This window comes from Fictibacillus sp. 5RED26 (assembly GCF_015903895.1).
GTDB lineage: Bacteria > Bacillota > Bacilli > Bacillales > Fictibacillaceae > Fictibacillus > Fictibacillus phosphorivorans.
In genome coordinates, this window is record NZ_JACZDU010000001.1 from 77,807 (window position 1) to 103,116 (window position 25,310).

Genomic DNA, 25,310 nt, shown 5'->3' on the forward strand with positions numbered 1-25,310 from the left:
GGAGGAATAGTCATGGCAAAATTATTTGAAGGACATTTAGTTGGTACAGGATTAAAAGTAGGTATCGTAGCAGGACGTTTTAATGACTTTATTTCAGATAAATTAGTTTCAGGTGCACAAGATGCATTCAAGAGACATGGTATTTCTGAAGATGATGTAGATATCGCTTGGGTACCTGGAGCGTTTGAGATACCGCTGATCGCTAAAAAGATGGCAGATAGCGGTAACTATGATGCTGTGATTACGTTAGGAGCAGTTATCCGCGGATCCACTCCGCACTTTGATTACGTATGTAATGAGGCAGCGAAAGGAGTCGCTCAAGCATCCATGACGAGCGGTGTTCCTGTAATCTTTGGCGTCTTGACAGTGGATTCAATTGAACAAGCGATTGAGCGTGCAGGAACGAAAGCAGGAAACAAAGGCTGGGAAGCTGCTGTGTCAGCTATTGAAATGGCAAACTTAACGCGTCAGTTAGGATAAATTGTATGTGTGTGAAAGCCCGTCACTTTTTTAGTGACGGGTTTTTGTATGTTTTATAAACCGATGATTTGCGAGTTTGTCGAGGGGTGTCGACTCGTGGATAACTTTTGGATTGAGAGCATGAACTCGTGGATTAAGTGTGAAAACTCGTGGATTGAGAGCAAAAACTCGTGGATTGAAAGTGAAAACTTCTGGATTGAAAGTAAATAATGATAGGTACATACGAAAACGCTGTAGATTGAAGCGGCAACCTCACTTCAAGCACTCTTCTAAAGCAAAAATTAATAGCGTTTTAAATAATTTTAAGCATATCCAAAAGCAATTGACATAGTTATTAGAATAGTGTTAAGATTACCAAAGTTACAAACTACAAAATTATGGAAAGGATGGTTGTGTCATGGTGAAAGAAATGATTGTTACTCAAATTGCGGTCACTGTTGTAATCAACGATGACTCTACAATTTCATACCATGGCCTGCCGGAAGAGATGTATTAGGATTATCAATCTATATATCTGCCTTTTCTACATACATGTTTGTACGCAGGTCACCCCAGTCGTGACGTGTGTTTTTTTGTGATTTTAAGCATACCGAGTTCGAATGGTATGCTTTTTTATTTTCGTTTGCACAGAAGAGTCAATCTTCTTTTTGCAATAGATTCACGAAACAATAGGAGGAGAAAAAATGAAAAGAAAATCATTTAATGTGTGGCTAGAACGCAAGGATCATACACTTTTTGGGTAGCTTCGTTAAACAACTGTTTAAGAGGATGGTAGATCGAGAGGAGAGACATTATGTTTTCAGTTTTAGGAAAATTAGCTTGGTTTTTTAAGAAACATTGGATACGTTACACGGTTGCGGTAGTGCTGCTGACTGGTGTTGGGATCATTGAGATCATCCCACCGAAACTCATCGGTAATATTATTGACTCCATTCATATGGGCACGATCACAAAAGAAGACATGATGCGGACTCTTGGAATCTTTGTAGCTGTCCTAATTTCGATGTACATTACGATGTACATCTGGATGTATCAGCTTTTTGGAGGCGCTTTTATTATCGAGCGTTCGATGCGATCAAGTTTTATGCGTCACTTATTAAAGATGACTCCTACATTTTTTGAGAAAAATCGAACAGGAGATCTGATGGCACGTGCTACAAACGATTTAAAAGCAATCTCTATGACTGCAGGATTCGGAATTTTAACACTTGTAGATTCGAGTTTGTTCATGTTAACGATCCTGTTTGTGATGGGATTCATGATCAGTTGGAAATTGACGTTTGCAGCGCTTATTCCACTGCCGATCATCGCGTTTATTATTAAAAAATACGGAAAAAAAGTACATCAGCGTTTTACCGTTGCCCAAGATGCCTTTGGAGAAATGAACGATTCAGTTCTTGAAAGCATTCAAGGAGTACGTGTTATTCGTGCTTATGTTCAGGAAGAAGAAGATGTAGCACGCTTCAATAAGGTAACAGAAGATGTATTTGAAAAGAACTTGGCTGTATCGAGAATTGACGCCTTGTTCGAGCCAACGATAAAAGTATTAGTAGGAATGAGTTATTTGATCGGTTTAGGATATGGAGCATACATGGTCTTTCATAAGACGATCACACTTGGTGAGCTTGTTACGTTCAACGTGTACTTGGGCATGCTGATCTGGCCGATGATCGCGATCGGTGAGCTCATTAATATTATGGAACGTGGAAGTGCATCACTTGATCGTGTTAATGAAACGCTTAGCTATGAACCTGATGTAAAAAACGCAGAAGACCTTGTCCCATTAAAAGATCCAGGAACAATAGCATTTGAAGATGTGACTTTCCGTTATCCTTCTTCTGAAACAGATAACTTAAAAAACATCAACGTTAAGGTGGAAAAGGGAGCAACGCTTGGGATCGTTGGCCGAACAGGAAGCGGAAAAACAACACTTCTTAAACAGCTTTTAAGAGAGTATCCAGCTGGAAAAGGGAATATTTCGTTCTCTGGTGTGGGCATTGAAGATATCGCTTTAGAAGATCTACAAGGATGGATCGGATACGTACCGCAGGATGCTATTCTTTTCTCCAAAACGGTGGAGGAAAATATCCTGTTTGGGAATAGCACGGCAGGTGTTGATAAATTGAATCATGTTATGGAGATGGCGTCCTTTAGAAAAGATGTTCAGCACCTTCCTGAAGGATTGAACACGCTCGTAGGTGAAAAAGGTGTGGCGTTATCAGGAGGACAGAAGCAGCGTGTGTCTATTGCACGAGCATTATGTGTGGATCCAGAAATTTTGATATTAGATGATGCGCTTTCTGCTGTTGATGCGAAGACGGAGACTTCAATCATCGGTAACATCCGTAAAGAACGCGCTGGGAAAACAACTTTTATAACAACACACCGACTGTCTGCAGTTGAACACGCAGACTGGATCATCGTTATTGATGACGGAGCGATCGTTGATGAAGGCAGACATGAGGATTTAATAGCTAGAGATGGCTGGTATAAAGAACAGCACGAACGTCAGCAGATCGAACAAAACTTAAATGATAATAAGGCGGTGTAGCCATGAACGTTGGAAAACGCCTGTTTCAATACGCACTTCACTATAAAAAGAACTTTATTCTCGGGCTTCTGATGCTGACCGTTGCCATTGGGGCGGAGCTGACCGGACCGTTTATCGCAAAGACGATGATCGATGACCATATTCTTGGGATCGAAAGGCCGTGGCATCAAGTAGATAATGAAGAAAAAGCAGCAGTGAAATACGATGGAAACTGGTATAAACGAAGTGATCATTTTGATCCAGGAGAAGATAAAGGAAAAGAAATACGAGTTATACAAGTGAAACGAGACTATTTTGTTGTACCAAACAAAATATCTTTTGATGGGGAACGAAAAGCGAGTAACGGAGAAGTGACGATTTCTTTTAAAGGAAAATCAGAAACCTATTCGGCAGATAAACTCAGTACGAGTGAAACATTTGCTTTTTATAAGCCAGAAATAGCGGGAATCATGAAACTGACTATGATTTACTTGGGCCTTCTCGTTTTTGCATCATTCTTTCAGTATGGTCAGCGCTATATGCTGCAGCGCTCGTCAAATCTGGTTATCAAGAAGATTCGTCAAGATGTATTCGCCCACGTTCAGCGTGTAGCGATCACATATTTTGATAATCAGCCTGCTGGGAAAATCGTTTCTCGTATTACGAATGATACGGAAGCGATCAAGGAATTATTCATTAACGTACTAGCTAACTTTTTTACAGGAATCATCTATCTGACGGGAATTTTCATCGCGTTGTTCTTGCTTGATCCTAAGCTTGCAACGATCTGTTTGATTCTTGTACCGATCCTCGTCGTTTGGATCATCGTATACAGGAAATTCGCGTCTAAATACAATCATAGAATTCGTTCTACGCTTAGTGATATTAACGGAATGATAAACGAATCGATCAACGGTATGACAATCATTCAAGCATTTAAGCGCCAAAAAGAGACTTCTGAAGAATTTGAAAAGATGAATAAAGAATACTTCACCTTTCAAAACAAGCTGTTAAGTCTTAACGCGATGACGGGACATAACCTTGTGTTGTTATTAAAGAACCTTGCGTTTATGGCATTCATCTGGCATTTTGCAGGTCAGGCACTCGGTGTAGGTTCTGTTATTTCGATCGGTGTGCTATACGCCTTTGTTGATTATTTAAACCGTATGTTCCATCCGGTAACAGGTATGGTTAATCAGCTTGCACAGCTTGAGCAGGCACTAGTATCTGCAGAGCGAGTATTCGTTCTGATGGATGAGCCAGGACAGAAAGTGACGGAGACAGAGATTGAACGTTACAAAGGAAATGTTGAGTTTCAAGATGTTACGTTCAGTTATGTAGAAGGGGAACCAGTCCTTAAAAATATAGCTTTCGAAGCAAACCAAGGTGAGACGGTGGCACTTGTCGGTCACACTGGTTCTGGTAAAAGCTCTATCATGAATCTATTATTCCGATTCTATGACATCAAACAGGGAAAAATCATGATCGATGGCCAAGACATTATGAAGCTATCTAAACAGGAGCTTCGACAGCATATGGGTATCGTCTTGCAAGATCCTTTCTTGTTCACAGGAACGATTGCATCCAACGTGAGCTTGGATAATCCTGAGATCACGCGGGAACAAGTTGAAAAGGCACTCACCGATGTAGGCGCGATGCCATTTATCAACAACTTGCCTAAAGGATTAGATGAGCCGGTTATTGAAAAAGGAAGTACCCTTTCATCCGGTCAGAGACAATTAATCTCTTTTGCAAGAGCGCTAGCTTACAATCCAGCTATCTTAATACTTGATGAAGCAACGGCAAGTATTGATACAGAAACAGAAGCTGTGATTCAAGAGGCACTAGATGTCCTGAAGAGAGGAAGGACCACTTTCATTATTGCTCATAGACTTTCTACGATTAAGAGTGCGGATCAAATTCTCGTTCTCGACCGTGGTGTGATCGTAGAACGTGGCAGTCATGAAGACCTGATGAAAGAAAAGGGACGATACTTCCAGATGTACCAGCTTCAACAAGGAAAAACGGAAACAAGAGCAGTAAGTTAAACGCTAAAAGGAGCCTAATGGGCTCCTTTTTTTTTTGATATTTTTAAGAAGGCTGCTTATCATCCTTCTTCTTTATTTTTTTCATCCATCTCATCGTTTTGTTCGCCATCGTCTACACCGTTGTCTTGGTCAACGCCGTCACCGCAAGCAGTTAATCCACCTAACGTTAACATTGCTGCCAATGTTCCGGCTGCCCATTTCTTTTTCCACATGTGAATCACTCCTCTTTTCATTTTTTTTAAAAATATTTTTGTTTAGTAAAAGATTCCCGTAAAGAAGTCGATAAAACATATGAATCAATAAAATGAGCGTATAGTCGCATGTAATTGCATGATAATGGATGAAATGTAACTGATGATCAAGAAAGAAGGAAGTCGAAATGGCATCTATTTTAAGCATCTTAACAAAAAAGAAAAGTAAAGCAGAAGTGCTTGATCCAACTGAGAATTTTAAAGAAGACGTGAAAATTTTAGTATCTCCTAACAGTGAATGGCAAAAGCAATTGAATATGATTTCATTAACAGTTGAAGATTTACGGATTATTCGCTCGATCAAACCGTTGCTCTCTGAGAATATAGAAGAGATCGTGAACCAATTTTATAAAAACATTGAACATGTTCCTGGCTTGATGGAAATTATTCAAAAACACAGTTCAGTTAATAAGCTTCAAGTGACGTTGATCAAACATATACAAGAAATGTTTAATGGGGTTATTGATACAGCATACATAGAGCAAAGAAAAGTGATTGCTCGCATCCATTTTAAAATCGGTTTGCAGCCGAAATGGTATATCTGTTCTTTTCAGGACATGCTGCTTTCCTTTTTGTCTATTTTGGACAAACATATTCAAGATAAAAATGAGTATCAGCTTGCCGTTAAAGCAGTAACGAAGATTTTGAATTTTGAGCAGCAGATTGTCTTAGAAGCATTTGAACTAGAGCAAGTAAAACAGAGAGAACAGCATGAAGAGCAAAAAAAGCAGATTGCGGTTTCAGTTGGGGATTCTGTGGAAGAACTAGCGAGTATCTCAGAAGAGACGAGTGCAGCTCTAGAAGAGTTAACATCAAAAGCGGATGAAGTGGTTGTTTTTGCAAAGAACACAGCAGAATCAGCTGTAGAGGTATCCAATAATTCGTTAGCAGGTAAGAATAAACTAGACGATCATCAGCAAATGATACTGAAAGTAAAAGACCAATCAAAGCAGATTACAGCTGAATTGATCAATTTGGAACAAGCAACAGTAAAAATTAACGATGTTGTCGATATCGTAACAGCGATTGCGGAACAGACGAACCTTCTATCCCTTAACGCAGCGATAGAAGCAGCTAGAGCGGGGGAAGCTGGAAAAGGATTCTCTGTCGTAGCTCATGAAGTTAGAAAGTTAGCAGACCAAACAAAGACTTCTGTTTCAGGTGTTTCAGAACTTGTAAAAAATACACATAAACGCATAGAAGCTGTAACTACATCCGTTGAAAGTATTCACCAATATATAAACGATAGTGTAAGTGAAGCTACCGAAATATCAGATTTCTTTGTAGCGATTCTCTCCAAGATGGATGAGAGTACAGATCGAAGCGGAAAGCTAGAAAAAGAAGTAGAAGTGATGGCTGAAGTTATAGAAGAACTTAGTCATGCTGTTGGTCAGATCGCGGTCTCAGCAGATTCGTTAACAGACGTTACAAAAAGTATGCAACAAGAATAAAGAAGGGATCCCTCGGGATCCCTTCTTTATTTATTGATAACATATTGTCCTCTATTGGTTTCGAATGAGACGATGTTATCGTCGGTTCGAATATCATTAATTCCATCGATCGGTATTTCATACGTAATTGTCGGCAGCTCTACTTGTGAACCTTCTTCAGCTGCATAAGCTGTACCGTGTAAAAACAATATGTGGTCACCTAAATAGTCGTCATGTGCGTCTCTTTGTTCAAAGGTTACTTTATCTAGTGAGATTCTGATTTGATCTAGATCTCCTGCTTCTTCTTTACGTATAGAAATCTGGTTACCAGCCCACCCATTTAGTACATCTTTTAGTTCGATAATTTTAGTATCTGACATTGTTTTCACCTCATTATTCAATTTTCCCGTAATCCACAAACTTAAACCGAAGAATAATGAGTAATAAGATATAAAAAATTATGAAAGAGAATTGTTAGCTGACGAACGCTGTAGTAGGAATGCTGTAGTGTGTATCTGCAGGACATTGTGGAATGAAATGTCCATAAGAGGAGGACAGTGGCACTCATTACGAGGTAATCTCTTTTAATTACGTGGTAAACCGATTTTTATACGAGGTAATCCTAGATAATTCCGTAGATAAAATTATTTATCCGATATTCGACAAACACCTTCCAGCATTAAACGAAAAAAAACTCATAAAAAGCTTTTTCAGCTTTTTATGAGTCATTCAGCATTTAAGGTTTCAGCTCAACGATCTTATGAGCTCCCCAAGGTGCAACACTTATAATTACATCCATGTCTTTTGCTTGTTGTTCAAGTTCTTTTCCCGTGTTCTCCTGCACATAATAGCGTTCGAATCCGTAGGTAAGCTGAATATTATCAATTGAACCTGCTCCCCAGACTTTTTCAGCTTTTGCAGTTAACACAACCTGATCACCCGTTACATCTGGCTTTTCTGAATAAACATTCTTAACCACATAATAACCATCTTTGTTTGCCTGTAGAACTACATAAGCTTTTTGCTCACCCCGATCGAGTTTTGCTGCATCTCCTTTATAGCTTTTGAGGGGAGCTGTGCTGATATCATAACGAAGTGTCACATAGTCACCATACAAAAGATCTCGAGGATCGACGGGAACAGTCTTAATCTTAATCTCTTTTCCAAAATAATCGATGCTGTAATAGCTTCCTGCGATAAAGATTAAAAATAAAACTTGCAGAACGGCAGCGATCATCCAACCTCTTTTTTTAATCATGATGCGGACCTCCGTTCTTTAAGATCTGCTTTTTCTTACGTTGAAGAAACGCATTTAGTATGAACAAAAGAACTCCGCCAAATAAGAAGAATATCGACTTTGGCATAAAGGACCACGCCAGGTTGAAGTATCCCATTAAGCATACGAGTAAAAACAGTACGATTCCAAAATTGATTTGCGAACGACTTTCGTTACGATAGCCTTCTGCAAGCTTGAATCCTGAAAATACGAACATGATGATCAAATAAAGGATGCCAACTATTAATGGATCCGTCACTTTGACCAAGTAAAAGAACGGTAGGAAAATTAATAGTTCCCAAGCATGCAAATATAAATTCTCCTGACGTTTTCCGATGATTGATAAAGCGAATAGGATGATCAATACAGGAATGTACACATAAGAATGAGGCAGCTCGAAATCAGAAGAAAATTCATTTGTAAGCAAGAAATATAATCCGTAAGCAAAACCAAAGCCAATGAGTGTTCCTAGGCGATTAAACGGTTGTTTAAATACGTCCTTATCAACCCATAGTCCGCTTGTGAATAAGGCGAATCCAAATAAGAAAAACCAGAGTAGATTAATATCTTTAACCATAATAAACATTAGGACTTGAATACTGAATCCAATCGTAAGTATCCAAGACTTTTGAATGGTTGGATATAAGAAAACAAAGCCTCCAACAGCTAATGTAAAAAGAATAAATAAAAGATAACTAAAGCTTTGGAATTCATTTATACTGTAAAGCTGTCCTCCGACTGTTAATAGTCCAAGAAGGAAGAAATAGAGCTTGTTACGATCCCTGAATAAATAAAAAACGGCAGGCAGGCTCCAAAAAACGAATAATCGAGCATCGACAGCATTCAAGTGAAAAGTCTGACCTAAAAGAATGATGCTTGCTCCAAATGTAATGATCCCAAGAAGGTTAAGAGAAGTACCTAATGAATGATGGCCAGCTTTTAAATACCTTTCACCAGAAAAATAAAATCCGAGCATAAACACGATAAGTAAGGTTAGTCTGGCAATTGGTGAGATTTCTCCCCAATTTGAAGCGATGAAAGATAAGATTCCGATGCCGATTAATATACTGGCTAAAATAGGTAATATACCAGTAACTTTTCGCTTGTCTTCGGAATCAGGGTATCTTGCAGTGATTAAATCCAACTGATCTTCAGTGATGATGTTGTCAGCGATCCATTTTTGACCTTCTTTTCTTATCCATTGTTTGTTCATGTTTACCACCTCAATTCATGTATATGTAAAGTCCTTTTAAAACAGGACGAAACACCAATATTCTCTTTTAGTGTAATATTACACAACGAAAATGATGTTATCAAGCAATAAATTGAAAAGAGTATACGAATTCTTATGTGTAGATGAGGTGCATAAAAAAGAACAGCTATCATAAGCTGTTCTCAAATTATTACATTTATTTTTTGTCTTGTACATAATGCACGATTTTTAAAACGGTCTTTCGAGGCAAGAATCGAACGATGTTAGCTAATGCTTTATTTTTAAATCCTGGAATCGACAATGAATCTTTAGACATCAATGCTTTATAGCCCGACCGCGCAACGTCGCTCGCATTCATCGCACCAGATTGAAACAAGCGAGATGATTCAAGGCTTGCACGTTTTTCGAAGTTTGTAGCTGTAGCACCAGGACAAAGAGCTGTAACGCTAACATCGGTATGACGTAATTCATAATTGATGGCTTCTGAGAAGGAAAGTACATAAGCCTTTGTTGCGTAATAGACAGCCATTAATGGTCCAGGTTGAAAAGCTGCAGTCGAGGCAACATTTAAGATTTTACCTCGATTACGCTTAATCATTCCGGGAAGAAGCTGTTTTGTCAGTGTTGTAAGAGCCGTTATGTTTACTTGTATCATATCTTTTTCATCTTTCCATGATGTCTCGTTAAATGGTCCGTAAGCAGCGAATCCTGCATTGTTGATGAGAACATCAACCTCAATACCTTTTGCAATGATCTCTGCTGTCAGTTCTTCTGCAGCGTCTGTTAGGCTTAAATCTTTTGCAATTACCGTTACTGAAATACCGTATTTTTTAGACATCTGTTCAGCAATCTCATTAAGCTTTGACTCATTTCTAGCTGTAAGCACTAAATGATAACCGTCCTTCGCAAAGAGATCGGCAAATTCAAGACCAATGCCGCTTGAGGCTCCTGTAATGAGTGCAATTTTATTATTTATCATAAGAAACATCCTTTCTTATATCGTGTTTATATGTTTAAGAATATCAACATGATAACATATCTTTTAAAATAAATAAACATGAACTCATCAAAAAAGGTATGATGAAAGAAATATGAAAATTTTGACAAAGGAGGTGCGCTTAAATGAAAAATGTAATGATTGCAAAACATCCTGCAACAGGCGAAACCATTGATCAGTGGTTAGAAACGGGAGAAAATCACATTCCTGAAATGTATGAGAAAGCTTCTGCTGCTTTCCAATATTGGTCCACCCGTTCGTTAGAAACTCGATTAACGTTTATAAAAAAGATAAAGCAGCATCTATTAGATAACATGGATGAGATCGTAGATGAAATTTGTGCTGCGACTGGAAAAGTGAAGACAGAAGCTTTAACAGCAGATCTTATGCCAGTAATTGATATCATCGCGCATTATGAAAAGCGCGCACCAAGAATTTTAGAGAGGAATAAGGTTTCCACACCGATTCTTTTTTTAGGTAAATCTTCATATGTAGATTATTTTCCTCTTGGAACAGTACTAGTCATCTCACCATGGAACTATCCTTTTCAACTATCGATGACACCTGTAATCTCGGCACTGATCGCAGGGAATTCTGTTATTGTAAAACCTTCTGAGGTCACACCTACGATTGGGTTGTTGATTGAAAAAATTGCGAGAGAAGTGAATCTGCCGAAAAATGTTCTTCAAGTTGCGCATGGCGGAAAAGAATTGGGACAAGCTTTGGTTTCTGGAACGCCAGATGGCATTTTCTTCACAGGATCTGTTGAGACAGGACGGAATATTGGTATTGAAGCAAGCAAGAGCTTTATTCCTTATACCCTTGAGCTTGGCGGAAAAGATCCAATGATTGTATTTGAAGATGCTCACATGATAAGAGCAGTGAACGGTGCAGTTTGGGGAGCATTTACGAATGCAGGACAAGTTTGCATGTCGATTGAAAGAGTGTATGTGCAGCATGCCATTCATGGAGAATTTATCGACCGGCTTGTAGAAGAAACGAAGAAACTGAAGCTTGGTGAAGATATTGGCTCTTTAACTTTTCCTCATCAAAAAGAGATCATAAAAAATCATGTGAAGGATGCATTAGAGAAAGGAGCTCTTCTGCTTACTGGCAAAGACCCAGATCAGTGGGGAGAAAGCATGTATTTGGAACCAATGATCTTAACGAATGTTACGGAAGATATGAAAATCGTTAAAGAAGAAACGTTTGGACCAGTACTGCCTGTGATATCCTTCTCAACAGAGGAAGAAGCGATCGAAAAAGCGAACAGCACTGAGTTTGGTTTGAACGCAAGTGTATGGACAAAGGATGCTAAAAAAGCGAACCGTGTGACATCAAAGCTTGTAACAGGCAGTGCGGTGATTAATGATGTACTCGTTTCAGTAGCAAATCCGCATCTTCCATTTGGTGGAGTAAAAAACAGCGGGATAGGCAGGTATCATGGAGACGAAGGCTTGTTTACTTTTACCCGTCAGATGTCAGTGATGAAAGATGCGGGAATCAAAAAACGAGAGATAAATTGGTACCCATATGAAAAGAAGTACTCAAGAATAAGAACATTGATCAAAGCCTATTTCTCAAACAGTAAACAAAGGGTGGAATTGATGCGTTCAAGCATTAAACAACTTCGGAAAAAATAGGGGTTATTTTTGTTTTGCAAGTTGCTTTTGAATGCAGTTTTACAGATGCTCGCTTTCCATCTTTTCTTTACAGTTTATTCAAAACAAAAAAGCGATTCAGCAATAACAACCATGCTGAATCGCTTTTTTTATTAGCCTTTCACATTAGTTACTTTGAATGTTTTTTCTCACTTCTGCATTGTTGATTGGAGCGGAAGGTTGCCGACTCCTATGGGACGAGCGGTCAGGTGAGACCCTTAAGGGCGCGGAGTGGCAAGGGGCTCACCGGTCGCCCCATGGAAAGCGTGCAACCTGTAGCGGAAATCAACTACTATCAAGTACAACAGTGAATAAAAATAAAAAATCTAAAGAATACATTCCTCTTCAATAATGTGAATGAGCTGTTTGAGCTGAACTACGGTCTGATCAAGAGTTAAGAAATAAAAAATCTCTTTCCCTTTTTTCTCAGTCCCCACAATTCCAGCTTCTCGTAATATTTTTAAGTGATGGGAGACGGTTGGCCGTGACATAGGAGATTGACTGGCAATATCCGTTACATTCATTTTATCTGTTTCCGCTAAAAGCAGTACAAGGTCTTGTCTGACAGGATCACCTAATGCTTGAAACAAAGGAATTGTTTTTCTGAACATCTCTACTGCATATTCATTTGACATATTATTTCACCAACTTTTTCATAATCATCACATGATTTCATCTTACTATAATTCAGTATAAACCAACTAGACAACCTTTTTGAATATCTTACCGATTTGTAGTGGGAACAACGCTATAAATTGCCAATGACTAGAGCGAATATAGAACTCGGTGAGATACACAATAAGTGCAAGGGGGTGAAACACATGGCAAGAAGAAACAAATTGGTTGTCCCAGGAGCACAGCAAGCAATTGATCAAATGAAATATGAGATCGCATCTGAGTTCGGTGTTACACTTGGCCCAGATACAACTGCTCGTGCGAATGGCTCGGTTGGTGGGGAAATGACTAAACGTTTAGTCGCAATGGGTCAGCAACAGTTAAGTGGCGGTAATCGCTAACTTAGCTCGTAGTTGATACAAAGGGGGTGGAGGAATCCACTCCCTTTTTTAAATCATACAGGAGTTGATAGTGATGGCGATGTGTCCAATATGCAATAACTTTCACACCATAAACGTTCGCTGTCCAGAATGCGGAAGAGCGGTTCAAGATCAGGGAAGAGTGAGTGACTATTTCGATGATTACAGTCCCTATATGGAAGTAGATGAACTGAAGCTTGAAGATGGTTATCCGAATAATTTCAAAGAGAGCCAATGCCCACACGTGTTTTACTGTGATGCTTGTCATCAAGAAGTTCTTTTTTTTATTGGTGAGTGGGAATAGAAAAAACCTTCATATCTTATAAAGACATGAAGGATTATTGGCTAATTTTAATTCTTCTTTCAAGTAATACTCGAAGGCCGTCCAGAAGGGAAGTTAAAATCCAATAGATGACTGCAGCCTCAAGTAGAACGGGCAGTACGATTAGTTGTGACGCACTGATCTGATCTGCCATCAAGGTTAGCTCTGGTACGGTAATTACAGAGGCTAACGAAGAGGCCTTAACAATATCAATCAATGAATTCCAAACGGATGGAATAGAAATTCTCCATGCTTGTGGGAGAATGACTTCTTTATACGTAAGGTATTTGTTCATTCCAAGTGAAAAAGCGGCTTCCCATTGCCCTTTTTCGATCGACTGAATAGCCCCACGATAGGATTCTGCAATATAGGCACTAAAATGAAGTATGAGTCCAGCGAGCGCTGCCTGCCATCCTTCGGGTACATAAATAAACGTGAAACCGTTATAAAGAATTAATAATTGAATTAATAATGGCGTTCCTCTGAAGAAAGAAATATACCCCTTAGCAATCCCTGACAAGAATTTATTCGATGACATCCTGCATAAAGCAACGACCAATCCGAAAATGAGCGCTCCGAAAATCGAAACAAGACTTATGACGATAGTAAAAACAGCTCCCTCCAGTAAATAGGGGAGGGAGTTGATCAGAATTTCAGATAAGTTATTCACTTACGTTTTCTCCAAAATATTTTTCGGAGAGCTTTTTCAGTGTACCGTCATTCTTCATTTCTTCAAGCGCTTTGTTTACGTCTTTAATTAAATCTTTGTCATCTTTTCGGAATGCAAATGCCATTTCGTTTTCGTTAAAAGGCTCACCAACAGCTTTAACGTTATAATCTGTTTTCTTTAATTCTGTCAGGATAAAAAGCTGATCATTCATCGCAGCATCTACGCGATTAACATCAAGATCTGTTAATACTTGAGCAGCACCTTTATAGAACTTTGTTTTTGCGCCAGCTTTTTCAGCTTCAGCAGCATAGTTACTCCCTTGAGTCGTCCCTACTACTTTGCCCTTTAGATCTTCAATCCCTTTAATGTCTTTGTTGTCTTTGTTGACGATAACTTGTCCGCCAGAAACGGTATAAGGAGTAGAGAAATCATATTTAGCTTTTCTTTCATCTGTAATCGTTACTTGGTTCGCTACAAGATCAAATCGTTTGGAGTCTAGCGAAGTAAACATGTTCTTCCATTCTGTTGCTACAAACTTTGGCTCCATCTCAAGGCGTTTAGCTACTTCCTTAGCTACTTCAACGTCATAGCCTGTGATTTCATTTGTCTTTTTATCACGATATGAGAAAGGTGGATATGTAGCTTCCGTACCAATCGTAAGTACTTTTTTATCTGAACCTGAACCTGATTTTGACTCGTCTGAATTTCCGCATGCTGACAAAAGAATGACAGAAAGGGCGAGAGCTGACAGGAATTTAAATGTGTTTTTCAATTGAAGTCCTCCTCGTCAGGGTAATCCCGACAATTTTTATAGAATTTATTGTATAAACGAACGACGATTTCGTCAATCATTTAACATTTTCCCCGATAAAGAAAAAAATAACAGCGGATTTTTTTGTGAGTACACATTATCACATAAAAAGAAGACATGATCACATAAAAAGGAGGCATGATCACATAAAAAGAAGACATGATCACATAAAAAGGAGGCATGATCACATAAAAAGAAGACATGATCACATAATTTTAGTGGACGATCATATAAAAATTAAGTGCTATCATATAAAAGTATAGTTGCATCACATGAAATTCCATATTTTAATGCTAGGTAGTCAAAAAAATGGACAACAAAAAGCTCTGCTTAATCAAGCAGAGCTTTTTGCAAACATATGAATTAACGAATACGTAGTTCTGTTTCTTTATCAAAGAAATGTGATTTGTTCATATCAAACGCTAAGGAGATGTTCTGACCGTTGCGAATGTCTGTACGAGAATCTACACGTGCGATAAAATCTTGACCGCTAACTGTAGAGTATAAGAATGTTTCAGCACCCATAAGTTCAGCAACGTCGATCTTCGCTTCAATCTTCGTGTTTGAAGAAGACTCTAGGAATACAGGCTCGTCATGAATATCTTCAGGACGAATACCTAGAACAACATCTTTGTTGTTGTAGCCTTTTTCTTGAAGAATCTTCATTTTTCCACCAGGAACAGCAATCTTCGTGTCACCCACTTTGAAGAATCCGTCTTCAAGGGTACCGTTCAAGAAGTTCATAGCAGGGCTACCGATAAATCCGCCAACGAAGATGTTCTCAGGCGTATCGTATACTTCTTTCGGAGATCCAACTTGCTGGATACGTCCGTCTTTCATAACAACGATACGTGTTGCCATTGTCATCGCTTCTGTTTGGTCATGCGTTACATAGATCGTAGTCGTTTGCAGGCGTTGGTGAAGCTTTGTAATCTCGGCACGCATCTGAACACGAAGTTTCGCATCAAGGTTTGATAAAGGCTCATCCATTAAGAATACTTTTGCATCACGAACGATTGCACGCCCTAGTGCAACACGTTGACGTTGTCCACCTGAAAGTGCTTTTGGTTTACGATCCAAGTATTGCTCAAGACCGAGAATACGTGCTGCTTCTTTAACACGCTTTTCAATTTCTTCTTTACTGAACTTTCTTAGTTTAAGTCCGAATGCCATGTTGTCATAAACGTTCATATGAGGATACAGGGCATAGTTTTGGAAAACCATCGCGATGTCACGATCTTTTGGAGCTACGTCGTTTACAACGCGCTCATCGATGATTAGATCACCTTCAGAAATTTCTTCTAAACCAGCGATCATACGAAGAGTTGTTGATTTACCGCAACCAGATGGTCCTACGAATACGATGAACTCTTTATCCGAAATATCAAGGTTGAAATCATGTACAGCTGTTACTTTGTTATCATATCGTTTAACGATGTTATTTAACTTAATTTCTGCCATTTTAATGAATCCCCTTCCGATGTAAACGTTTTCTTAATGTTTTAAGTTTACGCTTTCATGTCCTATATCGTAAATGGACGACTTGCCTAAAATAAAACAGCCTCTTTATGCAATGTGCACAAAAAGGCTGTTTGAGATTAACGTGGGTCTAATTTTCGAATGAGCAGGCTGCCCGTTGCAAAAATAATAAAAAAAGGAAGAAAGATAGCGATCATGCATATGGCTGCAAGGTGAGGGTTTTCTACACCATATTCAGCTATAAAACGCATGATGCCGTAGATGTTAAAAATAATCTCAAGGATCAAAAGGTTTGATAAAAGGATCCAAAAGATGGTCTTTGTTTGTCCAAAAAGAGAAGGAGCTGTATTTTTTAACATATAAACAATGATAAGATATATGCTTTTTAAACCCTTTCCTCTTGCGAATTCGATATAACTCTTATTTGATTCGTCTTCCATGCTTAAGATTAAGTATTTCGTTACATATAGAGTAGGAAGTATGGAAATCGTGAATATCGGCAAAAAGTATGCCTCTGTTTTGTATACATTTACGATGTTAAACATAAGTAACCCGGTCGTTTTATAAAACCAGATCACTGTCAGCTGTACTAAGATGATGATAAAGACATCCGGCAACGTTTCAATCGCAAGTATTATTTTTTTGATGATTAACCTGATGTGGTATGGAAAGATCATATATATAACAGCAAAACTAATCCCAACTAGGAGACTGGCTAAAAGCCCTCCCATAAAAAACGATAAAGATTGGGGATACACCTCTAAAAAGGCAGGCAAAAGCTGATAGTCACTCCCGTTAGAGTAATAGGTGGTTTGTGTAAGGTCCATGATCTGCTGAACTGTAAATTTTAATTGTTGCAAATACGCGTGTAGTTCAAACTGTATGCTATTTGTTAAAAAAGAATTGTTATCGAGTTGCCCAGTATCAATTAATCTAGTGTTATTCATTAGCACCGAATAGTCATAAATAAGGACAGGCAGTGAAGTGAAAAGGAGAATCCCTAAAATAGATAACAAAAAGAATGAAAGTAACTTTCCAGCCGTTTTGATCATGCGTTCAGCCTCCCTTTCTTCACTGGCAGAAATGAAGCTGATGGAAGGGTTTCTTCAGAGGTCGTTATCTTTTTCTTCTGCATTGTGGATGAATGATTCTCACTTTTAGTCATGCCGGAGACCATTAAATTTATAGCGATGGAACATAGAACAAAACAACATACGGGAGCGATTACGAGTATTGGAGCTCCATAATAAAAGTCCCAGTTCTGAACGATCAAACCACCCCATTCATGAGAATCTGAGAACGTTCTTTCATACGTTACCGGTGTGCCTGATACACCAGGAAGTGTGTACGTAATCTTTGAGAATCCACCAACGAAGATTTTTAAAAAAGCAAGATGGGCGAGTATAGCTAAGGTTTGGCCGGCTTGCTGAACGGTTAAGAGCAGAAGCTTAGGTGATAGACAGGGGAGGATATGCTTCATGAACACGTGAATCCTTCCACCTCCTAAAAGAGGTGCGTGTTGAATGAATTCTTCCCTCGATAAGATAGAGATTTCATTCGCAATTTGTACGGATAAGACGGGCACAGTCAACACGACGAGTACACAAGTAGTGATCATAAATTGTGTAAAGTCAGAATAGCTCCAGCTGAAAGCAATTAAAGCTGGTGCGATGAGCAGGTAAGCAAAAATGGACAGAGGTGCAAAATAAAAAATTTCTGAAATTCTATTGATTAGTTTCTTTATAAAGCTAGGAACCACGAGAAGAATAAATGATACTAAGATCGATAAAATCATTCTGCTTATCGTGATCAACACTACAAAACCAAGCGTGTATTTTGCTCCTTCAAGCAGGACGTAAACGTAATTGTTACCAAATTGATCTGAACCCAGTGGGTAATCTGCACTTCTTTCAAAAGGTGCTCGGTCAATCATTTTTCCTTTTTCATCATAAAGAATATTTGACGGAGTACTTTCTTCCTTCAAAAGTGAATAGGCAAAACTCCCACTAAGAAGTAAGACTAGAATCGTTAATCCGATTAAAAAAGAAGGTTGTTTAAAATACTTCATTAGAATTGAATCCCCCTGTTACTCACGTTATCTCTATTTTTTAGAAATAATTCGACATAAGGTGATTTATTCCTTTATTTGTAAATAGACATTTTCTCATCCCTGCTTGTTTTCCATAGGTGATGAATCTACGTTTGTAGGTATAAAAAAGCTGCTTCCGAAAATGGAAGCAGCTGTTACATATTTCTCTCTTTTTGCTCGATAAGAAGAATCGCTAAGTACACGGTGAGTGCGTTTTTAAGTTGTTTCACATCAATGCCTGTTTTGTCGTAAAACTTTTCCACACGATATTGAAGGCTGTTTCGGTGAATATATAATTGTTTCGCCGCTAACGAAACGTTGAGGTTGCATTCAACAAATACTTTGATGCTTTTTAAAGTTTCTTCGTCTTCTTCCTGCCATTCTTCTACTAATGCAGTTAATGTTTGATCGGCCATAGGACTAGCAGACTGAAGAAGGATATACGGCACGATATCAGCTACCGTATATACGGATTTCGGCATCAAAAGATTCCTCACATTTAAAAATTGTTGCTGTTCTCTGTCATAGGTTTCTTTTGCGCGATTCAGTTGACTGTTATAGCACCCTATATAAATAGAAATATCCATATAAAAGTCTGTTGAAAGCATATCTTTTAACGCTTCATAAGGTGTTTCACTAAATTCCTGTTTCGATGTTTCAATAATAACGCCACTCTTAAGATCCCTGTTCAGAAGGAGAACAGCATCTTCAGGAAAAAGTCCGTTTACCGCTTCAGAAAAAGAAGCATAATCGGTAATAGGCTGTTTGCTAAAAAAATGGACAAATCGGTAGAAACCTTCTTCAGTTGATAGTTCATCATCAAAAAGAAGCGATTTCCATTTTAACTGCTGTGAAGAAAAAATATTTGCCTGATTATCATTTTCATATATGTTAAACATCGATTGAAGTAATGTAAGTTCGGATTCAGAAACGGCAGATTTAGAAATCCCAAACGGCTCGCTATCATCAGTAAGGAACCAGTAAAAGCCTGTCTGCTGTGAGAGGTCTGTTGTGAATAAATTCTTATAGTGCTTCTTTAGCTTATCAAGCATCCATTTTCATATCCTTTCAACGAAAAGCTTGCTATTATTATAGCAATGTTAAGTGGTTAACTAAACTAACAGATTTCCAAGAGGAGGAGACACCATGAAAACGTGTCCTTGAGTAACTTCTTCAACGGTCGTGTACGACTGGGAAAATAAAGATATATGGACAAATATAAAAAATTGGGACAAGCACTATAAAACAAAAGGTTCGAAATCTCTAATTCTAACTTTTGATGATGGGCCATCTTCTGTTTTAGTTGAACTGCTGGATATTCTCAAAAAATATAATGTTAAAGCGTTGTTCTTTTGGCAGTCGAAGTTGCTGCATAAAAATCGTCCGCGGAAACGTGTGATAGAGGAAGGCCATATGATCGGTGGGCATTCATTGCGCCATCGTGTTTTAACGAGACTTTCTTATCGTGATCAGATGCATGATATTTCTACGAATTTGAAGCATCTAGAGGTTCTTACAGGTCAAGAAGTTAAATACTTTCGTCCGCCTTACGGACAGTTCAACGAAGATACATTGCATGTTCTTAAAGAGCTCTGCAAAGTTCCTTTCTTATGGGAAGTCGCAGGTCTTGACTGGGAACACAAACATGATCCCATACCCATTGTTCATAACATCTTGAATCATGCAGAGGATGGCTCTGTTATCTTGTTGCATGAATTAAAGCAAACCGTGAGAATACTAGACGAATTGATTTCTGAATTAAAACTAGAAGGCTATGAGTTCGTATTGCCTCCTAAATAGTTAACTATGGAGGGTTCTATATGAAGAGAAAAATTGTAGTTTCATTTAGCGGAGGCAAAGATTCAATTTTAGCTTTGTATCGATTGCAGCAGTCTGAGGAATGGGAGATCGATTCTTTACTAACAACGTTGACAGAGGACTATGAGCGGACAACCATGCATGGTGTTCGCAATGAACTCCTAGAAATGCAAGCACAATCACTTGGTTTACCGCTTCGAGTTGTTTGGATACCTAAAGATTGTCCGAATGATATGTACCAGCAAAGAATGAAAAAAGCCGTTGATGATATTAATACTGATGGTATACAGTACATCATGTTTGGCGATATTTTTTTAGAAGATGTAAAAAAGTACCGTGAAAAAATGTTAAACGGTACAGGGATTACACCTGTATTTCCAATATGGGGCGAGAGTACAGAGCATATTATAGATGAGTTCTTACGTAAGGGGTTTAAGACTGTGGTATGCTGCTCTGATACTTTAAAAATAGATGCCTCTTTTACTGGCCGGGTCATAGACGAGCAGTTTAAAAAGGACTATCCAAAGAAACATGACATTTGTGGCGAGAACGGAGAATTTCACACATTTGTTTTTGATGGACCGAACTTTTCCTATCCTATTACGTATACGTTAGGTGAGACTCGAATCGTAAAGGATATGATCAGTAAAGAAGACCGCTTTTATTATGTAGACATCCTTCCAAGTGTGTAGTCCAAATTGCTAGCACAATTCTAAATGACGTATACTAGGAAAATAGAATCTAGAGTAATGGAGATAAAAATATGAACGTATGGATTTCAATTTCAATCATGGCGATCGTCGGTGCGTTTATTGGAGGATTAACAAACTCCATTGCAATCCGAATGTTATTTCGACCGTTTAATACATTATATATTGGTAAGTATAGAGTTCCGTTTACACCGGGACTTATACCGAAGCGAAGAAAACAGCTCGCTGTTCAGCTTGGTGAGACTGTAACCAATCACCTCCTGACCGCAGAAGGTGTGCAGGCAAAAATTAACGATGCCGATTTTCGCAAAGAAATGACCGAGCTCGTTCAGGTTGAAGTAAAACGCTTTTTAAAGAGTGACATGACGATCAGTGAACTGCTTAAAAAGGATTTCGGAGTAGACGATGTTCAGAACAGAATCCAAACGACAACTGAAGCATGGCTGAGCACGCGTATGAAAAAAATGCTGCAGGAATCAAATGGCAAGGAAATGAAAGATATTTTACCAGAAAAGTTTGTTGCTAGAGGGGAAGAAAAGCTGCCAGAAGTCGTTGATTGGCTCTTAAACAAAGGCGTTCTTTATTTAGAGAGCGAAGACGGCCGAAAATCTCTGGCAAGTGGCATCGATGCATTTCTAATGGATAAAGGAATGCTCGTAAATATGGTGTCTATGTTCTTTGGCAATGTGAGCATCGCGGAAAAAGTACAACCGGAACTGATAAAGTTCATGAAACATGAAAATACACGTGATACGGTGTTGAATCTGCTTCAGGAAGAATATCGCAGCTTCATGGATAAAAGAATGGATGAAGCCCTTGGATTGCTGAACATGCCTGAAATGACGACAGGTTTAGCAAAAGAAATCACGGCTAGACTTCCAATCGAAGAGTATCTAAATACACCTGTTTCTTCGTTAGCTAGTTCGGTTGAAAAATGGATTGTAGATGATCTAACTCCAAAAGCAGTCGCTGCGGGACTTGATTTATTTGTAGCAAGATTAGAAATGTTGCTTGAGAAGATGCATCTTGCGAAAATCGTGGAAGAACAAGTTGAGACCTTTTCGCTAGAGCGTCTAGAGGAAATCATCATTTCGATCGCAAAAAGCGAACTTAAGATGATTACATGGCTAGGAGCTTTGTTAGGCGGAGTTATCGGTGTTTTTCAAGGTATCCTTGTACTATTTTTGTAGAGTCTGTTATAGTGGGTACCGTAGTTAATCAATAGGAGGTATTTTACCAATGTCAAACGTATACGATGTTGCTTACGACTTAGAAAAAGCACTACGCAATAGTGAGGACTTTACAGCTTTAAAACAAAGCTATGATGAAGTAAATAACAATCCGGAAACGAAAGAACTTTTCGGTAAATTCCGTGATATTCAAGTAAATCTTCAACAAAAACAAATGAACGGCCAGGAAGTGACTCCTGAAGAGATTGAAGAAGCTCAAAAGCTTTTTGCTGATGTACAACAGAACGAAACAATCTCAAAGCTTATGGCTGCAGAGCAACGCATGAGCATGATCATCAATGATCTAAATAAAGTGATCACAAAGCCACTGGAAGAACTTTACGGACCAATGGTTGAAGAAGACGGACAACAGCAATAATAATGTACTGATTTAACCCTCTGTTACTTTTGTAGCAGGGGGTTTTCTTTTTGCATTGTATTTCTTAGGTTTGTCCGCGTTCTAAAGCATGTTTCAAGGTCATAAACTTAACACGAGTTCTTATACTATATTTTCGCGAAATGGGGGGAGCGCATCATGGTATACCGTTTACTAGCGATTGACATCGACGGAACCCTACTGCGAAGCAATTTCCGTATCGATAAAGAAACGAAAGAAGCCATTGATTATGTGCAGCAAAAAGGGGTCTATGTCACACTCGCTTCGGGCAGGAGTTTTCCATCTACACAAAAAATCGCCAAAGCTTTAAAGATCGACAGTTATTTGATCAGTCATAATGGTGGATTCATTGCTTCATCTCTTGATGAACCTCTTCAAGAAAAAAGGTTATCGGTCGAGGATACTTACAGAATAGTAGAAGTGCTTGGAAATTACGAATGCCACATGCGGGTAGTCCATGAGCGCTTCTCCGTCGGAAATCAGCTTAAGCAAAAAAGTCAGCTCGTCGCCAAGTTAACATTAAGTACGGGGGATCCGTTGTTCTATCCTGTTTCTTTCACAGAGAATTTAGGAGATTATGTTCTCGCGCAAGAAGTGGCACCGCCAAAGATGGATGTACAGTTTTTTGATGAAAAAGAATGCGAGTCTGCTATGAAGTATCTAAATGAACATATGCCAGACTTTGAATATTCTTCTTCAGCCAAATGTCAGTTAGAGATCACAGCTAAAAAAGTAACAAAAGGAAATGCGTTAAGGTTCCTTGGTGAGAAACTTGGCATCGCACCAAATGAGATGGTAGCGATCGGGGATTCTTATAACGATTTAGATATGATCGAGTTTGCAGGGCTAGGTGTGGCGATGGCAAACGCACCTGATGAAGTGAAGAGAAAAGCGAAGTGGATCACGCGTACAAACGACCAGCTAGGCGTACCGTACATGATTAAAGAAGTGTTCCGCAAGCAGATGCGTTTCCAGACGTTGAAACGATAGTTTATTAGTGATAAAGAGAGCTCTTTTTAGACATTTTGTCTGAGAGGAGTCTTTTTTTGTGTAGGTAAAAGTGGAAAGGTGCATTTGTGGGCAGTTGTGATCGATTCTTGAGATTTGTGAGCGATTCTAGAAATTTATGAGCGATTTCTAAATCCTGATGACCTGTCCATTGGGATTACATACTAATAGAGTTCTTTCGACAACTCCCGTCGAATTTCGTAAAAAACGTTTCAGTTTTATTACAAATGTAGAAAATGAAAGGGTTTACATGAATCGTGACGAATAATATTTATGTAAGAACCACAATGCAAAGGGAGGATTCAAATGGAAAAAACTTTAGACCTTCAATTAAAACCAAAGGTGGCCGAGTTTCTTAACGGAACGAAAAAGCATTTTATCAATGGGGAATGGGTCAGCTCAGCTAGCGGAAAAACATTTGAAACATTAAACCCTTCAACTGGAGAAGTTTTAGCAGTTGTATCAGAAGGTGGAACTGAAGATATCGATAAAGCGGTTAAAGCGGCAAGAGCGGCTTTTGAAACAGGTTATTGGTCAAAGATGCCTGCTTCAAAGCGAAGTTACTTAATTTACAAATTAGCAGAATTGATGGAAGAGAATAAAGAAGAATTAGCACAGCTTGATACATTGGATAACGGAAAGCCGATTCGCGAAACGATGAATGCGGATGTTCCGCTTGCGATTGAGCATTTCCGCTATTATGCTGGTTGGTCAACAAAAATCGTGGGGCAGACGATTCCTGTAGCAGGAAGCTTCTTCAACTACACGCGTCATGAAGCGCTAGGTGTAGTCGGACAGATCATTCCTTGGAACTTCCCACTATTGATGGCAGCATGGAAGCTTGGTGCTGCACTTGCGACGGGATGTACGGTCGTACTGAAGCCGGCAGAGCAAACACCTCTATCTGCACTTTACTTGGCAAAATTAGCTCATGAAGCAGGGTTCCCTGAAGGTGTGCTAAACGTTGTAACAGGTGCTGGTGAAACAGGTGCGGCGCTGGTTGATCATCCGAACGTGGACAAGATTGCATTTACAGGTTCCACTGAAGTTGGAAAACTGATCATGCGTAACGCGTCTAACTCTTTGAAGCGAGTAACACTAGAGCTTGGTGGTAAATCACCAAACATCATCTTGCCTGATGCTGACATGAGCCGTGCAGTTCCTGGTGCATTAAGCGGAATCATGTTCAACCAAGGACAAGTTTGCTGTGCGGGATCACGTTTATATATTCAAAAGAAATCATTTGATAATGTCGTAGCAGACCTTGTGTCTCATGCGAAGAAAATCAAGCAAGGTCCTGGGTTAGATCCAGATACAACGATGGGGCCGCTCGTATCTCAAGAACAGCATAACCGTGTTCTTGGTTACATCCAAAAAGGACAAGATGAAGGTGCAGAATTGTTAACAGGAGGAACAACTCCGTTTGACAGAGGGTACTTTGTCGAGCCGACAATCTTCGCCGATGTTGATGATAAGATGACGATTGCAAAAGAAGAGATCTTCGGTCCAGTTGTGGCTGCAATGCCGTTTGATGACTTGGATGATGTAATCGCTCGTGCAAACGACTCAGAATATGGTCTTGCTGCAGGACTATGGACAGAGAATTTAAAAACAGCTCATTATGTATCGAACAAGCTTCGTGCTGGTACGGTATGGGTGAACTGCTATAATGCATTTGATGCTGCTTCACCATTCGGCGGATACAAGCAATCCGGTATCGGACGTGAAATGGGATCTTATGCATTAAATAACTACACAGAAGTTAAGAGTGTGTGGGTGAACCTAAAATAGACAACAAGATATAACGGGGTCAAAGAATTGAGCGGATAAATAGGGAAAACCGGGTGCTAGATCCAG

25 protein-coding genes are annotated in these 25,310 nt (G+C 39.0%); 13 read left to right on the forward strand and 12 right to left on the reverse strand.

What is annotated here, in order from left to right:
* The first annotated feature begins 12 nt into the window (after window positions 1–12).
* The 3 genes from ribH to IHV10_RS00480 all read left to right on the forward strand — a co-directional run bounded on the left by ribH (window position 13) and on the right by IHV10_RS00480 (window position 5,058).
* Entirely contained in the window at window positions 13–480 is a 468-nt protein-coding gene (gene ribH / locus IHV10_RS00470; RefSeq protein ID WP_066239884.1) for a 6,7-dimethyl-8-ribityllumazine synthase, read from the forward strand.
* Between the two features lie 793 nt (window positions 481–1,273).
* On the forward strand, window positions 1,274–3,031 hold the full coding sequence (locus IHV10_RS00475; RefSeq protein ID WP_197126838.1) for an ABC transporter ATP-binding protein: 1,758 nt from the start codon (window positions 1,274–1,276) through the stop codon (window positions 3,029–3,031).
* Window positions 3,032–3,033: 2 nt separating this feature from the next.
* Window positions 3,034–5,058, forward strand: a complete 2,025-nt coding sequence (locus IHV10_RS00480) for an ABC transporter ATP-binding protein (RefSeq protein ID WP_197126839.1) — start codon at window positions 3,034–3,036, stop codon at window positions 5,056–5,058.
* A 59-nt stretch (window positions 5,059–5,117) separates the two neighbouring features.
* On the opposite strand, the gene IHV10_RS00485 is transcribed toward IHV10_RS00480, so the two are convergent.
* Complete coding sequence (locus tag IHV10_RS00485) at window positions 5,118–5,270, reverse strand: hypothetical protein (protein ID WP_197128254.1); 153 nt, start codon at window positions 5,268–5,270, stop codon at window positions 5,118–5,120.
* A 167-nt stretch (window positions 5,271–5,437) separates the two neighbouring features.
* Here IHV10_RS00485 and IHV10_RS00490 point away from each other — a divergent pair, with 167 nt between their 5' ends.
* Window positions 5,438–6,760, forward strand: a complete 1,323-nt coding sequence (locus tag IHV10_RS00490; protein WP_197126840.1) for a globin-coupled sensor protein — start codon at window positions 5,438–5,440, stop codon at window positions 6,758–6,760.
* A gap of 26 nt (window positions 6,761–6,786) precedes the next feature.
* Here the strand turns inward: IHV10_RS00490 and IHV10_RS00495 are convergent, their stop codons facing one another.
* From IHV10_RS00495 to IHV10_RS00510, 4 genes are all read right to left on the reverse strand, one after another.
* Window positions 6,787–7,119 (reverse strand): hypothetical protein, encoded by a 333-nt coding sequence (locus IHV10_RS00495; RefSeq protein WP_197126841.1) that lies wholly within the window; start codon window positions 7,117–7,119, stop codon window positions 6,787–6,789.
* Between the two features lie 356 nt (window positions 7,120–7,475).
* Window positions 7,476–7,997 carry a GDYXXLXY domain-containing protein gene (locus IHV10_RS00500; protein ID WP_197126842.1) on the reverse strand — a complete coding sequence of 174 codons (522 nt, stop codon included), beginning with the start codon at window positions 7,995–7,997 and terminating at the stop codon, window positions 7,476–7,478.
* On the reverse strand, window positions 7,990–9,228 hold the full coding sequence (locus tag IHV10_RS00505) for a DUF2157 domain-containing protein (protein WP_197126843.1): 1,239 nt from the start codon (window positions 9,226–9,228) through the stop codon (window positions 7,990–7,992). Before IHV10_RS00505 ends, IHV10_RS00500 begins: the two co-directional genes overlap by 8 nt.
* Before the next feature lie 196 nt (window positions 9,229–9,424).
* Entirely contained in the window at window positions 9,425–10,207 is a 783-nt protein-coding gene (locus tag IHV10_RS00510) for an SDR family NAD(P)-dependent oxidoreductase (protein WP_231619393.1), read from the reverse strand.
* Between the two features lie 143 nt (window positions 10,208–10,350).
* Between IHV10_RS00510 and IHV10_RS00515 the strand changes: the two genes are divergently transcribed.
* Complete coding sequence (locus tag IHV10_RS00515; protein WP_197126844.1) at window positions 10,351–11,868, forward strand: aldehyde dehydrogenase family protein; 1,518 nt, start codon at window positions 10,351–10,353, stop codon at window positions 11,866–11,868.
* 344 nt (window positions 11,869–12,212) lie between these two features.
* On the opposite strand, the gene IHV10_RS00520 is transcribed toward IHV10_RS00515, so the two are convergent.
* Window positions 12,213–12,521: an ArsR/SmtB family transcription factor gene (locus IHV10_RS00520; RefSeq protein ID WP_066391336.1), complete on the reverse strand. Its 309-nt coding sequence runs from the start codon at window positions 12,519–12,521 to the stop codon at window positions 12,213–12,215.
* A 186-nt stretch (window positions 12,522–12,707) separates the two neighbouring features.
* Here IHV10_RS00520 and IHV10_RS00525 point away from each other — a divergent pair, with 186 nt between their 5' ends.
* On the forward strand, window positions 12,708–12,902 hold the full coding sequence (locus IHV10_RS00525) for an alpha/beta-type small acid-soluble spore protein (RefSeq protein ID WP_066239924.1): 195 nt from the start codon (window positions 12,708–12,710) through the stop codon (window positions 12,900–12,902).
* 73 nt (window positions 12,903–12,975) lie between these two features.
* On the forward strand, window positions 12,976–13,224 hold the full coding sequence (locus tag IHV10_RS00530) for a hypothetical protein (RefSeq protein ID WP_197126845.1): 249 nt from the start codon (window positions 12,976–12,978) through the stop codon (window positions 13,222–13,224).
* Between the two features lie 34 nt (window positions 13,225–13,258).
* On the opposite strand, the gene IHV10_RS00535 is transcribed toward IHV10_RS00530, so the two are convergent.
* The 6 genes from IHV10_RS00535 to IHV10_RS00560 all read right to left on the reverse strand — a co-directional run bounded on the left by IHV10_RS00535 (window position 13,259) and on the right by IHV10_RS00560 (window position 19,343).
* Entirely contained in the window at window positions 13,259–13,912 is a 654-nt protein-coding gene (locus IHV10_RS00535; RefSeq protein ID WP_197126846.1) for an amino acid ABC transporter permease, read from the reverse strand.
* The gene (locus IHV10_RS00540) at window positions 13,905–14,684 is read right to left on the reverse strand and encodes a transporter substrate-binding domain-containing protein (RefSeq protein WP_231619394.1); all 780 of its coding nucleotides are present in this window, start codon (window positions 14,682–14,684) and stop codon (window positions 13,905–13,907) included. The genes IHV10_RS00535 and IHV10_RS00540 overlap by 8 nt, the downstream gene beginning before the upstream one ends.
* A 402-nt stretch (window positions 14,685–15,086) precedes the next feature.
* Complete coding sequence (locus IHV10_RS00545) at window positions 15,087–16,184, reverse strand: ABC transporter ATP-binding protein (protein WP_197126847.1); 1,098 nt, start codon at window positions 16,182–16,184, stop codon at window positions 15,087–15,089.
* 137 nt (window positions 16,185–16,321) lie between these two features.
* Window positions 16,322–17,254: an ABC transporter permease subunit gene (locus IHV10_RS00550; RefSeq protein ID WP_197126848.1), complete on the reverse strand. Its 933-nt coding sequence runs from the start codon at window positions 17,252–17,254 to the stop codon at window positions 16,322–16,324.
* Entirely contained in the window at window positions 17,251–18,270 is a 1,020-nt protein-coding gene (locus IHV10_RS00555; RefSeq protein ID WP_197126849.1) for a hypothetical protein, read from the reverse strand. The genes IHV10_RS00550 and IHV10_RS00555 overlap by 4 nt, the downstream gene beginning before the upstream one ends.
* A gap of 176 nt (window positions 18,271–18,446) precedes the next feature.
* Window positions 18,447–19,343, reverse strand: coding sequence for a PucR family transcriptional regulator (locus IHV10_RS00560; RefSeq protein WP_197126850.1), 897 nt, complete (start codon window positions 19,341–19,343; stop codon window positions 18,447–18,449).
* A gap of 130 nt (window positions 19,344–19,473) precedes the next feature.
* On the opposite strand from IHV10_RS00560, the gene IHV10_RS00565 reads away from it, so the two are divergent.
* From IHV10_RS00565 to IHV10_RS00590, 6 genes are all read left to right on the forward strand, one after another.
* The gene (locus tag IHV10_RS00565; protein ID WP_370629629.1) at window positions 19,474–20,091 is read left to right on the forward strand and encodes a polysaccharide deacetylase family protein; all 618 of its coding nucleotides are present in this window, start codon (window positions 19,474–19,476) and stop codon (window positions 20,089–20,091) included.
* A 20-nt stretch (window positions 20,092–20,111) separates the two neighbouring features.
* The gene (locus IHV10_RS00570; protein ID WP_197126851.1) at window positions 20,112–20,801 is read left to right on the forward strand and encodes a diphthine--ammonia ligase; all 690 of its coding nucleotides are present in this window, start codon (window positions 20,112–20,114) and stop codon (window positions 20,799–20,801) included.
* A gap of 71 nt (window positions 20,802–20,872) precedes the next feature.
* The gene (locus tag IHV10_RS00575; protein WP_197126852.1) at window positions 20,873–22,009 is read left to right on the forward strand and encodes a DUF445 domain-containing protein; all 1,137 of its coding nucleotides are present in this window, start codon (window positions 20,873–20,875) and stop codon (window positions 22,007–22,009) included.
* 49 nt (window positions 22,010–22,058) lie between these two features.
* Window positions 22,059–22,427, forward strand: a complete 369-nt coding sequence (locus IHV10_RS00580; protein WP_137790553.1) for a YlbF family regulator — start codon at window positions 22,059–22,061, stop codon at window positions 22,425–22,427.
* Window positions 22,428–22,583: 156 nt separating this feature from the next.
* Window positions 22,584–23,435 (forward strand): Cof-type HAD-IIB family hydrolase, encoded by an 852-nt coding sequence (locus tag IHV10_RS00585; protein ID WP_197126853.1) that lies wholly within the window; start codon window positions 22,584–22,586, stop codon window positions 23,433–23,435.
* Between the two features lie 324 nt (window positions 23,436–23,759).
* Entirely contained in the window at window positions 23,760–25,244 is a 1,485-nt protein-coding gene (locus tag IHV10_RS00590) for an aldehyde dehydrogenase family protein (protein ID WP_197126854.1), read from the forward strand.
* The last annotated feature ends 66 nt before the right edge of the window (window positions 25,245–25,310 follow it).

What these genes read in the sequence shown, in the direction of transcription:
- ribH (WP_066239884.1), top strand. Translation starts at nt 13, where the DNA reads ATGGCAAAATTATTTGAAGGACATTTAGTTGGTACAGGATTAAAAGTA.
- IHV10_RS00475 (WP_197126838.1), top strand. Translation starts at nt 1,274, where the DNA reads ATGTTTTCAGTTTTAGGAAAATTAGCTTGGTTTTTTAAGAAACATTGG.
- IHV10_RS00480 (WP_197126839.1), top strand. Translation starts at nt 3,034, where the DNA reads ATGAACGTTGGAAAACGCCTGTTTCAATACGCACTTCACTATAAAAAG.
- IHV10_RS00485 (WP_197128254.1), bottom strand. Translation starts at nt 5,270, where the DNA reads ATGTGGAAAAAGAAATGGGCAGCCGGAACATTGGCAGCAATGTTAACG.
- IHV10_RS00490 (WP_197126840.1), top strand. Translation starts at nt 5,438, where the DNA reads ATGGCATCTATTTTAAGCATCTTAACAAAAAAGAAAAGTAAAGCAGAA.
- IHV10_RS00495 (WP_197126841.1), bottom strand. Translation starts at nt 7,119, where the DNA reads ATGTCAGATACTAAAATTATCGAACTAAAAGATGTACTAAATGGGTGG.
- IHV10_RS00500 (WP_197126842.1), bottom strand. Translation starts at nt 7,997, where the DNA reads ATGATTAAAAAAAGAGGTTGGATGATCGCTGCCGTTCTGCAAGTTTTA.
- IHV10_RS00505 (WP_197126843.1), bottom strand. Translation starts at nt 9,228, where the DNA reads ATGAACAAACAATGGATAAGAAAAGAAGGTCAAAAATGGATCGCTGAC.
- IHV10_RS00510 (WP_231619393.1), bottom strand. Translation starts at nt 10,207, where the DNA reads ATGATAAATAATAAAATTGCACTCATTACAGGAGCCTCAAGCGGCATT.
- IHV10_RS00515 (WP_197126844.1), top strand. Translation starts at nt 10,351, where the DNA reads ATGAAAAATGTAATGATTGCAAAACATCCTGCAACAGGCGAAACCATT.
- IHV10_RS00520 (WP_066391336.1), bottom strand. Translation starts at nt 12,521, where the DNA reads ATGTCAAATGAATATGCAGTAGAGATGTTCAGAAAAACAATTCCTTTG.
- IHV10_RS00525 (WP_066239924.1), top strand. Translation starts at nt 12,708, where the DNA reads ATGGCAAGAAGAAACAAATTGGTTGTCCCAGGAGCACAGCAAGCAATT.
- IHV10_RS00530 (WP_197126845.1), top strand. Translation starts at nt 12,976, where the DNA reads ATGGCGATGTGTCCAATATGCAATAACTTTCACACCATAAACGTTCGC.
- IHV10_RS00545 (WP_197126847.1), bottom strand. Translation starts at nt 16,184, where the DNA reads ATGGCAGAAATTAAGTTAAATAACATCGTTAAACGATATGATAACAAA.
- IHV10_RS00550 (WP_197126848.1), bottom strand. Translation starts at nt 17,254, where the DNA reads ATGATCAAAACGGCTGGAAAGTTACTTTCATTCTTTTTGTTATCTATT.
- IHV10_RS00555 (WP_197126849.1), bottom strand. Translation starts at nt 18,270, where the DNA reads ATGAAGTATTTTAAACAACCTTCTTTTTTAATCGGATTAACGATTCTA.
- IHV10_RS00560 (WP_197126850.1), bottom strand. Translation starts at nt 19,343, where the DNA reads ATGCTTGATAAGCTAAAGAAGCACTATAAGAATTTATTCACAACAGAC.
- IHV10_RS00570 (WP_197126851.1), top strand. Translation starts at nt 20,112, where the DNA reads ATGAAGAGAAAAATTGTAGTTTCATTTAGCGGAGGCAAAGATTCAATT.
- IHV10_RS00575 (WP_197126852.1), top strand. Translation starts at nt 20,873, where the DNA reads ATGAACGTATGGATTTCAATTTCAATCATGGCGATCGTCGGTGCGTTT.
- IHV10_RS00580 (WP_137790553.1), top strand. Translation starts at nt 22,059, where the DNA reads ATGTCAAACGTATACGATGTTGCTTACGACTTAGAAAAAGCACTACGC.
- IHV10_RS00585 (WP_197126853.1), top strand. Translation starts at nt 22,584, where the DNA reads ATGGTATACCGTTTACTAGCGATTGACATCGACGGAACCCTACTGCGA.
- IHV10_RS00590 (WP_197126854.1), top strand. Translation starts at nt 23,760, where the DNA reads ATGGAAAAAACTTTAGACCTTCAATTAAAACCAAAGGTGGCCGAGTTT.